We start from the raw sequence: 1,197 nt of genomic DNA on the forward strand, positions 1-1,197 counted from the left end.
CGGGTCGATGACGTCGTCCACCAGGCCGCGTTCGGCGGCGTAGTAGGGGTGCATCAGCTCGGCCTTGTACTCCTTGACCATGCGGGCGCGCATGGCTTCGGGGTCTTCCGCCGCGGCGATCTGGCGGCGGAAGATGACGTTGGCCGCGCCTTCCGCGCCCATGACGGCGATCTCGTTGGTGGGCCAGGCGTAGGTGAGGTCGGCGCCGATGGACTGGCTGTCCATGACGATGTACGCGCCGCCGTACGCCTTGCGCAGGATCAGGGAGATACGGGGGACCGTGGCGTTGCAGTAGGCGTAGAGGAGCTTCGCGCCGTGGCGGATGATGCCGCCGTGTTCCTGGTCGACGCCCGGCAGGAAGCCGGGGACGTCCAGGAGCGTCACGATCGGGATGTTGAACGCGTCGCACATCTGGACGAAGCGGGCCGCCTTCTCGGAGGCCTCGATGTCCAGGACGCCGGCCAGGGCCTGCGGCTGGTTCGCCACGATGCCGACGACCTTGCCGTCCAGCCGGGCCAGCGCGCAGATGATGTTCCGCGCCCAGCGCTCGTGGACCTCCAGGTAGTCACCGTCGTCGACGATCTCCTCGATCACCTTGGTCATGTCGTACGGGCGGTTGCCGTCGGCCGGGACCAGGTCGAGCAGGACGTCGGAGCGGCGCTCGGCCGGATCGTCCGACTCGTGCGCGGGCGGGTTCTCGCGATTGTTGGACGGCAGCATCGAGATGAGGTACCGCACCTCGGCGAGGCAGGTCTCCTCGTCGTCGTACGCGAAGTGGCAGACGCCGGAGGTCTCGGCGTGCACGTCCGCGCCGCCGAGGCCGTTCTGCGTGATCTCCTCGCCCGTCACCGCGCGGACCACGTCCGGGCCCGTGATGAACATCTGCGACGTCTCGCGGACCATGAACACGAAGTCCGTCAGCGCCGGGCTGTACGCCGCGCCGCCCGCGCACGGGCCCAGCATCACGCTGATCTGCGGGATCACGCCGGACGCCTTGGTGTTGCGCTGGAAGATGCCGCCGTAGCCCGCCAGGGCCGTGACGCCTTCCTGGATGCGCGCGCCGGCGCCGTCGTTCAGCGAGACCAGCGGGGCGCCGGCCGCGATGGCCATGTCCATGATCTTGTGGATCTTCGTGGCGTGGGCCTCGCCCAGCGCCCCGCCGAAGATCCGGAAGTCGTGCGCGTAGACGAAGACCGT

Annotated in this window: 1 protein-coding gene; it reads right to left on the minus strand. The window is 69.2% G+C overall.

Going from position 1 to position 1,197, the window contains the following annotated elements; translation table 11 throughout:
- Positions 1–1,197 (minus strand): acyl-CoA carboxylase subunit beta (locus tag DCW30_RS01630; RefSeq protein WP_164992593.1); only part of this gene is annotated, 1,197 nt, incomplete at both ends.

Origin of the sequence: Streptomyces alfalfae, assembly GCF_004127445.1 — a bacterium.
Taxonomy (GTDB): Bacteria; Actinomycetota; Actinomycetes; order Streptomycetales; family Streptomycetaceae; genus Streptomyces; species Streptomyces alfalfae.